We start from the raw sequence: 8,308 nt of genomic DNA, 5'->3' as shown, positions 1-8,308 counted from the left end.
GACCCGGCGCGCCGGGCCGGCGCGGGAGGCCGGGGGCGCGCGGCGCCGGGCGGCGGCGCGCCGGCGCCGGTCAGACCTTCCGGTAGCCGTGCGCCTCCTCGGCCGCCCGGGCCACCGCCGCCAGGTCCGCCCCGGCCGACGCGGTGACCACCGCGGCCACCGCGCCCTCCACGAGCGGCGCGTCCACCAGCAGGGACTCCTCCGGCAGCTCGTCGCCCTCGGCCAGCAGCGTCTTCACGGTCAGCACGGCGCTGCCCAGGTCGGCCAGGATCGCGACCCCCGCGCCCTGGTCGACCGAGCGCGCCGCCTTGGAGATCAGCTCCGCGCTGGTGCCGAGACCGCCGTCCGGAACGCCGCCCGCGGCGGCCACCGGCGCGGTGCCGCCGCCCGCGAGTCCGAGCGCCAGCTGCGCGACGGACTCGGCGACCGCCGCGCTGTGCGACACCAATACCACACCGACCTGCCTGCTCATGGCCGTGTCACTCATGGTCCCCCCTCGGTCCCCTCGGTTCCTTCGACTCCCACGGCTTCGCGCCGCTCCTCCGGCCACCCTCGCGCCCGGTGCCCGCCGCCGTGCCGGGCGGGGGAGCGGGGACGCGGGGCGCGCTCACCGGACCGCCTCCGCCAGCGCCGCGAACAGCAGCGCCGTCGACGCGGCGCCCGGGTCCTGGTGCCCGATGCTGCGTTCCCCCAGATAGCTGGCCCTGCCCTTGCGGGCGAGCAGCGGCACGGTGGCCAGCGCGCCCTTCAGGGCGGCCTCGCGCGCGGCCTCGAAGTCCGCGCCGGAGGTGCCCAGCGCGTCCACGGCGGGCAGCAGCGCGTCCAGCATGGTCTTGTCGCCCGGCGCGGCGCCGCCGAGCTGCGTCACCGCGTCGGCGCCCGCGCGCAGCGCGTCCCGCAGCTGGGGGCCGGTGACCTGCCCGGCGTCGCCGAGCGCCTTGCCCGCCCGGCGCAGCAGGGTGCCGTACAGCGGGCCGGACGCGCCGCCCACCTTCGAGATCAGCTGCCGTCCGGCCAGGACGAGCACCGCCCCGGGCGTGGGCGGGCCCTCCTCCTCCAGCGCCGCGGCCGCGGCGGTGAAGCCGCGCTGGAGGTTGGCGCCGTGGTCGGCGTCGCCGATGGCCGAGTCCAGATCGGTGAGCCGGTCCGCCTCACGGCTCACGGACGTGGCGGCCGCCGCTATCCAGCGGCGGAAGAAACCGGTGTCGAGCACCGGGTCGCTGGCGGTTTCACTGCCGGGCACAGGCGTCCTCCTCGATCGCTCTCGACCGTTTGCCACCCGGGGCGGCGGGCGCCGGAGCGCACACCGCCGACGGGGTCACTCAGCACCCCCAGCGCAGACCCGGAGTCGCCACGGGGGCGTCCCACCACCGCAGCAGCTCCTCGTCCACCTGGCACAGCGTCACCGAAGCGCCCGCCATGTCGAGGGAGGTGACGTAGTTGCCGACGAGCGTACGGGCCACCGGCACGCGGCGCTCGCCGAGATTGCGGTGGACCTCCGACGCGAAGCCGTACAGTTCGAGCAGCGGGGTGGCGCCCATCCCGTTGACGAGCACCAGCACCGGGTCGTCCGGCGTCAGGTCCGCCAGGACCGCGTCCACCGCGAAGTCCGCGATCTCCCGGGCGGTCATCATGCCGCGCCGCTCCCGGCCGGGCTCGCCGTGGATGCCCACGCCCAGCTCCAGCTCGCCGGCCGGCAGGTCGAAGGTCGGGCGGCCCTTGGCCGGGGTGGTGCACGCGCTGAGGGCGACGCCGAGGCTGCGCGCGCGGTCGTTCACGCGCCGGGCGACGGCCGCCACGCTCTCCAGCGGGGCGCCCGCCTCGGCGGCGGCGCCCGCGATCTTCTCCACGAACAGGGTGGCGCCGGTGCCGCGCCGGCCCGCCGTGTAGAGGCTGTCGGTGACGGCCACGTCGTCGTTGACCACGACCTTGGCCACCCGCACGCCCTCGTCCTCGGCGAGTTCGGCGGCCATGTCGAAGTTGAGGATGTCGCCGGTGTAGTTCTTCACGACGAACAGCACACCCTCGCCGCTGTCCACGGCCGCCGCGGCCCGCACCATCTGGTCCGGCACGGGGGAGGTGAACACCTCCCCGGGGCAGGCCGCGTCCAGCATGCCGCGCCCCACGAACCCGCCGTGCAGCGGTTCGTGCCCCGAGCCGCCGCCGGAGACCAGGCCCACCTTCCCGGCGACGGGCGCGTCCCGCCGGACGATCACCCGGTTGTCGACGTCGACGGTCAGCTCGGGGTGGGCGGCGGCCATTCCGCGCAGAGCGTCGGCGACCACGCTCTCGGCGACGTTGATGAGCATCTTCATGGGATATCCGTCCTCGGCCCGCTGGGATCGGTATGCGCGCGTTCATAAGACTACGGACCCGCCGCGTGACAGGCACCTCACCGAACGTTGACACCGCCCACAGCGCCGATCGGGATGCAATGCTCCAAATGAGTGACAAACCGGCAAAAAATAAGTGATCGTCATATGGTATGCAGATGGAGAACATGGCCGTTCCGGTGAGCGCTGTCCGATATCCGCGCACCCGCTCGCAGCCGCCGGGCACGGGTGCGCCCCGGCGCCCCGCGCTCCGGCTCGCCGTGGTCGCGTCGGCGTACGCGGCCGTCCAGCTGGCCTTCGTCGTCCCGCACACCCGGCACGCGCTGGGCTGGGACGAGTCGGTCTACGTCTCCCAGGTCGACCCGCGCGGACCGGCCGCGTACTTCAGCGCCCCCCGCTCGCGCGGGATCAGCCTGCTGGTCGCGCCCGTGACCGGCCTGACCTCCTCCCACCCGGCCCTGCGGCTGTACCTGGTGCTGCTGTCGGCCGCCGCCCTGTACGCCGCCTTCCGGGTGTGGGACCGGCTGGTCGGGCGCGGTGCGACGGCGCTGGCCGCGCTGCTGTTCGCCGGACTGTGGATCACCCAGACGAGCGGCCCCGCGGCGATGCCGAACCTGTGGGTGGCGCTCGGCGCGGTCGCCGCCGCCGGCTGGTTCCTGCGCGTGCCCGAACAGCCGCGCGCCCGCTGGTGGCTGGCCGCCACGCTCGCCTCCGTCACGCTCGTGCGCACCCCCGACGGCGCCTGGCTGGCGCTTCCGCTGCTGGTCGCGGCCGGGTGCGTGCGGGCCTGGCGGCCGGCGCTGCCCGCGCTGGCCGGCGGCCTGGCGCTGGGCGCGGCGCAGTGGGCCGCCGAGGCGTACGTACGGTTCGGCGGCCTGCGGGAGCGGCTGCGCGTGTCCAGCGACGTGGAGGGCGGGGTGGGCTGGCACCTGAACGCCGGCGCGGCCTGGCGCAGCCTCGACGGGCCGCAGCTGTGCCGCCCCTGCGAGGTGCCGCTGCGCCATCCGGAGCTGACCGTGTGGTGGCTGGCGCTGCCGCTGCTGGCCGCGGCGGCGGTCGCCGTCGCGCTCCGGGACGCCCGCACCCCCCTCCAGCTGCGCCGGGGCCACCCGGCGAGCGCCCTGCTGGCCGTCGCGTGCGCGGCGAGCCTCGCCGTTCCCTACCTCTTCCTCATCGACTACTCCGCCCCGCGCTTCCTGATGCCCTCCTACGCGCTCCTCGCGCTTCCGGTCGCCGGGCTCGCACTTCGCGCACTCCGGAGCGCGAGCGTGCCCGGACGCGCCGTCGGCGTGCGCGCCGCGGCCCGCCGCGCCACCGCCCTGCGGGCCGCCCTCGGACTCGCCCTCGTCCTCCAGCTCGGCAGCCAGCTCGCCGTGACCCGGTGGGCGGCCGCGCAGTCGGAGACGACGAGCGGGCGGTACGCCGCCGCCGCGCGCGGGCTGCACCGGCTCGGCCTGCGACCGCCCTGCCTGGTCACCGGGTACCGCGCGCTGCCCGTCGCCTACCACGCGGGCTGCGCCTCCGCCCAGGTGGCCGGGAACAACCGCTCGACCACCGTGCCCGCCCTGCTGCGCCGGTCCCGCCGCGAGCCGACCGCCCTGCTCACCCGGCACGGCGGAGCGCGGCCGCCGGCGTACGCCCGCGCGTGGACGCCGCACCGGCTGCCGGGCACCGGGTGGACCGCCTACCTGCCGCCGCGGCCGGCCCCCGAGCGGGAAATCCGGCACAAGGTTTCCGGCCGACACGGCACGATGGGGCCATGACGATCCCCGAGCCGACCATCCACGACAAGGCCGGGCCGCCGGCCGGCGCCGGGCCCACGGGCGACACCGCGGCCGAGGCACCGGGCCGGCCCGCGGGCCGGACGGCGTCCTGGGCGGAGTTCGAGGCCGCCGAGCCCGCCTTCGCCCGCATCGTGGAAGAGCGTTTCCAGCAGTACCGGCACCACGTCCTGGCCACGCTGCGCGCGGACGGCTCCCCGCGCCTGACCGGCATCGAGACCGACTTCCGCTTCGGCGAGCTGTGGCTGGGCATGATGCCCGCCTCCCGCAAGGCCCTGGACCTGCGGCGCGACGCCCGGTGCGCGCTGCACGCCAACCCCGGCCCGGACGCCGAGATGGCGGACGGCGACGTCCGCGTCGCCGGGCGCGCCGCGGAGGTGACCGACCCGCTCCTCCTCGCCCGGTACGTCGAGGCGGCCGAACCGCCGCAGCCCTTCCACCTGTTCCGCCTGGACCTCACCGAGGCAGTGCGCACCGGCGTCGAGGGCGAGGAGATCGTCGTCCAGCTCTGGCACCCCGGGCGGCCGCTGCGCACCCTCCGGCGCGGCAACGACGACAGCCCGCCCCGGGAGGACCCCCGGCCCTGACCGCCGGCCGCGGCGCCCCCGGAGCGGGCGCGGCACGGCGGTCGGGGGAGAATGACCGGAGCGCGACGGGACGGGGACGGCCGGAGGGGACCGGGGGGAGAGCCCATGGCGGAGTACGGCGACAGCGCGGCCCAGGGCCGCGGAGACGGGCCGGCCCGGCCGGCGGGCGGCGCGCGCGGACGCCGCCCGGCCGTACGGGCGGCGCGCGGCGGCGCGCCGGCGGACCCCGACCCCGGGCTGTTCGGGCCCGACTCGGTCACCTGGCAGATGCACGGCGACCCCATGATGTGGGTCGCCGGCGTCCGCGCCCTCTACCTCCAGGCCCTGCACCCGCTCGCCGTCCGCGGCGTCACGCAGAACTCCGACTTCCGCACCGACGCCCTGGGGCGGCTGCGGCGCACCGCGAACTTCGTCGGCACCCGCACGTACGGCACCACCCGGGCGGCCGAGCGGGCGGGCGCGAGGGTGCGCGGCATCCACCGCCGCCTGTCCGTCGCCGACCCGGCCACCGGCGCCCGCCACGCCGTGGACGAGCCCGGCCTGCTGCTGTGGGTCCACTGCGCGGAGATCGCCTCCTACCTGCACGTGGTGCGCCGCTCCGGCTTCCCGCTCGACGACGCCCAGGCGGACCGGTACGTGGCCGAGAACCGCGCCGCCGCCCGCCTCGTCGGGCTCGACCCCGCCGCCGTGCCGGCGAACACCGCCGGCCTGGCCGCGTACTTCGACCGGGTGCGCGGCGAACTGGCCGCCACGCCCGAGGCCCGCGAGATCGACACCTTCCTGCGCCGCCCGCCCGTGCACCCGCTGCTGGTACCGGCGCGCGAGGCGCTGTGGCGGCGCGTGGCCTCGCTCGCGTACGCGAGCCTGCCCGGTCACGCCCACGAGCTGTACGGCCGCCCGGCGCCCGACCCGGCCACCGTCACCCGCCGCCTGCGGACCCTCGGCGGCCTGCTGCGCCGCATACCGGCCACCGTCCGCTGGCAGCTTCCACCCCGTCACATCCTCACCGCCGTCGCGCGGGTGGGCCCGGGCACCCGCCCCTCGCCCTACAAGCTCACCACCCGGGCGGCCATACTGGAAGGCGGGCAGGCGGTGGGCGCCAGGGGGGCACGCGGCGCCTGACGCCCGGGGCGGACCCGCCCGGCGAGGGGTGCGAGGCGACGGGGGCGACGGCTGCGAATGGCGGACACCAGGCTGATCCAGGGCCGTTACCGGCTGCTGGAGCGGATCGGGCGCGGCGGCATGGGCGAGGTGTGGCAGGCCCGCGACGAGTCGCTCGGCCGCCGCGTCGCCGTCAAGTGCCTCAAGCCGCTGGGCCGCCGGCACGAGCCCACCGCCGCACAGGCGGTGCGCGAGCGGTTCCGCCGCGAGGCCCGGGTCGCCGCCGCGCTCCAGCATCCCGGCGTCACCGTCGTGCACGACTTCGGCGAGGACGACGGCGTGCTGTACCTGGTGATGGAGCTGCTGGAGGGCCGCAACCTCAGCCAGTCGCTCGCCGACAACGGCCGCCGCCCGCTGCCCGTGGCCGACGTGGTGGACATCGCCCGGCAGGTCTCCGCCGCGCTCGCCTACACCCACCGGCAGGGCGTCGTGCACCGCGACCTCAAGCCCGCCAACATCGTGCGGCTCGCCGACGGCACCACCAAGATCTGCGACTTCGGCATCGCCCGCCTCGCCCACGACATCGGCTTCACCGCCCGGCTCACCGGCACCGGCGTCGCCATGGGCACGCCCACCTACATGTCGCCCGAGCAGATCGCGGGCGGCGGCGTCGACCACCGCAGCGACCTGTACTCGCTGGGCTGCGTGCTGTACGAACTGGCCACCGGAGCCCCGCCGTTCGACCAGCAGGACACCTGGGCGGTGCTTGTCGGACACCGCGAGACGGCGCCCGCCCCGCCCCGCGAGCGCCGCCCGGAGCTGCCCGAGCCCTTCGAACGGCTCGTGCTCGACCTGCTCGCCAAGGAGCCCGCCGACCGCCCGGCCGACGCCGCCGAGCTGGCCGAGCGGATCGCCCTGTCCCGGGCCGGCCCCGGGGCCACCTGGCCCGACCCCGCGCCCTGGGCGCGCCCGGCCGCCCCCGCGCCGCCCGCTGACCCTGCCCTGCCTGCCGACCCCGGCCCGCCGCAGCCGCCGCCGGACGGGCCGTCGGACGGGCCGGCGGAGGACCCGGGCGGCCTGCCGTCCTGGGCCGACACCATCACCACCGGCTCCAAGGCGCACGGCGCGTGGCCGCCGCGGCCCTCCCCGCTGGAGGACGCCGCGGGGCTCACCGGCTCCTGGACCGGTCTGGCGCCCGCGCCCGGCGGCCCCGGCCCGCTCGCCCCGCCCGGCCTGCCGGCCCGGCTCACCGCCCGCCACCGCGCCGGGCTCGCCCTGAGCCGCCTGGGCCGCTGGGCCGACGCCTGGCGCACGCACCGCGAGGTGGCCGCGCTGCGCGCCGACGCCCTCGGCCCGGACCACCCCGACACCCTCGACAGCCGCCACGAGGCCGCGTTCGCCGCCGTACGGCTCGGCCGCCTCGACGCGGCGCTCGCGGAGTACCGGCAGGTGGCCGCGGGCCGCGAGCGGGCGCTCGGCCCCGGCCACCCGGACACCCTCGCCGCCCGCCAGGAGACCGCGTTCGTGCTCGGCCACCTCGGCCGCCACGCCGAGGCGGCCGAGGAGTACGCGGCCGTGCTCGCCGTCCGCGAGCGCACGGCGGGCCCCGACCACCCCGACACGCTGCGCTGCCGGCACAACCTCGCCGTCACCCACCGGTGCCTGGGCCGGGCCGCGCAGGCCCACCGCGCGGCCTNCCCCGACCACCCCGACACGCTGCGCTGCCGGCACAACCTCGCCGTCACCCACCGGTGCCTGGGCCGGGCCGCGCAGGCCCACCGCGCGGCCTGCGAGGTGGCCGCCGCGCGCGCCCGCGTGCTCGGCCCCGACCACCCCGACACGCTCGCCACCCGCGCCGAGGCCGCCGCCGCGCTCGGCCTGCTCGGCCGCTGGGGCGAGGCGGCGCAGGTCCACGGCGAGGTGGCCGCCGCGCGCGCCCGCGTCCTGGGCCCCGACCACCCCGACACGCTCGCCGCCCGCTACGAGACCGGCATCTGCCTGGGCCGCCTCGACCGGTGGGAGGAGGCCCGGCGCGTCTACACGGACCTGGCCCGGGCCCGCGCGCGCGAACAGGGCCCGGCCGGCCCGGAGACGCTGCGCGCCCGGCACGCCCTCGGCGTCAGCCTCGGCCGCCTCGGCCGCTGGGAGGAGGCCCTGCGCGAGGCCGGCGAGGTGTGCGCCGCCCGTGAGGGCGCGCTCGGCCCGGACCACCCCGACACCCTTGTCAGCCGCCGCGAGGTCGCCGTGGCGCTCGGCTGGCTGGGCCGGTGGGAGCAGGCCCTGGCCTGCTACCGGGCGGTCACGGCGGGCCGGGAGCGCGTCCTGGGTCCCGGCCACCCCGACACGCTCGCCAGCCGCGCCGACGAGGCGCACTGCATGGAGCGGCTGGGCCGGCACGCGGCGCGGCGCGGGCCCGACCCGGCGGCCTGACCGGTGTCGGCGCCGCCGGCCGTACGGGCCGGGGGCGGCCCGCCTGCCCGCGCCCGGCGCGTCCGGGGCCGGGCGG

At 78.1% G+C, this 8,308-nt stretch carries 7 protein-coding genes; 4 read left to right on the top strand and 3 right to left on the bottom strand.

Translation table 11 applies throughout. The features are described 5' to 3' along the window. Positions 1-70: 70 nt before the first annotated feature. The 3 genes from RKE29_RS25405 to dhaK all read right to left on the bottom strand — a co-directional run bounded on the left by RKE29_RS25405 (position 71) and on the right by dhaK (position 2,315). Positions 71-487: a PTS fructose transporter subunit IIA gene (locus tag RKE29_RS25405; RefSeq protein ID WP_312007966.1), complete on the bottom strand. Its 417-nt coding sequence runs from the start codon at positions 485-487 to the stop codon at positions 71-73. A gap of 120 nt (positions 488-607) precedes the next feature. Beyond that, positions 608-1,213, bottom strand: a complete 606-nt coding sequence (gene dhaL / locus RKE29_RS25400) for a dihydroxyacetone kinase subunit DhaL (RefSeq protein ID WP_312007969.1) — start codon at positions 1,211-1,213, stop codon at positions 608-610. Between the two features lie 109 nt (positions 1,214-1,322). After that, positions 1,323-2,315, bottom strand: coding sequence for a dihydroxyacetone kinase subunit DhaK (gene dhaK / locus RKE29_RS25395; RefSeq protein WP_312007965.1), 993 nt, complete (start codon positions 2,313-2,315; stop codon positions 1,323-1,325). 176 nt (positions 2,316-2,491) lie between these two features. Between dhaK and RKE29_RS25390 the strand changes: the two genes are divergently transcribed. The 4 genes from RKE29_RS25390 to RKE29_RS25375 all read left to right on the top strand — a co-directional run bounded on the left by RKE29_RS25390 (position 2,492) and on the right by RKE29_RS25375 (position 8,232). Further along, complete coding sequence (locus RKE29_RS25390) at positions 2,492-4,096, top strand: hypothetical protein (RefSeq protein WP_312007964.1); 1,605 nt, start codon at positions 2,492-2,494, stop codon at positions 4,094-4,096. Then, the gene (locus RKE29_RS25385; RefSeq protein WP_312007963.1) at positions 4,093-4,701 is read left to right on the top strand and encodes a pyridoxamine 5'-phosphate oxidase family protein; all 609 of its coding nucleotides are present in this window, start codon (positions 4,093-4,095) and stop codon (positions 4,699-4,701) included. The genes RKE29_RS25390 and RKE29_RS25385 overlap by 4 nt, the downstream gene beginning before the upstream one ends. Positions 4,702-4,968: 267 nt before the next feature. Further along, complete coding sequence (locus RKE29_RS25380; RefSeq protein ID WP_312007967.1) at positions 4,969-5,823, top strand: oxygenase MpaB family protein; 855 nt, start codon at positions 4,969-4,971, stop codon at positions 5,821-5,823. A 57-nt stretch (positions 5,824-5,880) separates the two neighbouring features. Continuing rightward, positions 5,881-8,232, top strand: a complete 2,352-nt coding sequence (locus RKE29_RS25375; RefSeq protein ID WP_312007961.1) for a serine/threonine-protein kinase — start codon at positions 5,881-5,883, stop codon at positions 8,230-8,232. The last annotated feature ends 76 nt before the right edge of the window (positions 8,233-8,308 follow it).

This window comes from Streptomyces sp. B1866, assembly GCF_031932565.1.
Classification (GTDB): domain Bacteria; phylum Actinomycetota; class Actinomycetes; order Streptomycetales; family Streptomycetaceae; genus Streptomyces.
Note: the sequence above shows the minus strand (reverse complement) of the source record. Positions and strands in the feature narration are given on the sequence as shown.

Coding starts and splice junctions, on each gene's coding strand:
- RKE29_RS25405 (WP_312007966.1), bottom strand. CDS start 487: ATGAGTGACACGGCCATGAGCAGGCAGGTCGGTGTGGTATTGGTGTCG.
- dhaK (WP_312007965.1), bottom strand. CDS start 2,315: ATGAAGATGCTCATCAACGTCGCCGAGAGCGTGGTCGCCGACGCTCTG.
- RKE29_RS25390 (WP_312007964.1), top strand. CDS start 2,492: ATGGAGAACATGGCCGTTCCGGTGAGCGCTGTCCGATATCCGCGCACC.
- RKE29_RS25385 (WP_312007963.1), top strand. CDS start 4,093: ATGACGATCCCCGAGCCGACCATCCACGACAAGGCCGGGCCGCCGGCC.
- RKE29_RS25380 (WP_312007967.1), top strand. CDS start 4,969: ATGCACGGCGACCCCATGATGTGGGTCGCCGGCGTCCGCGCCCTCTAC.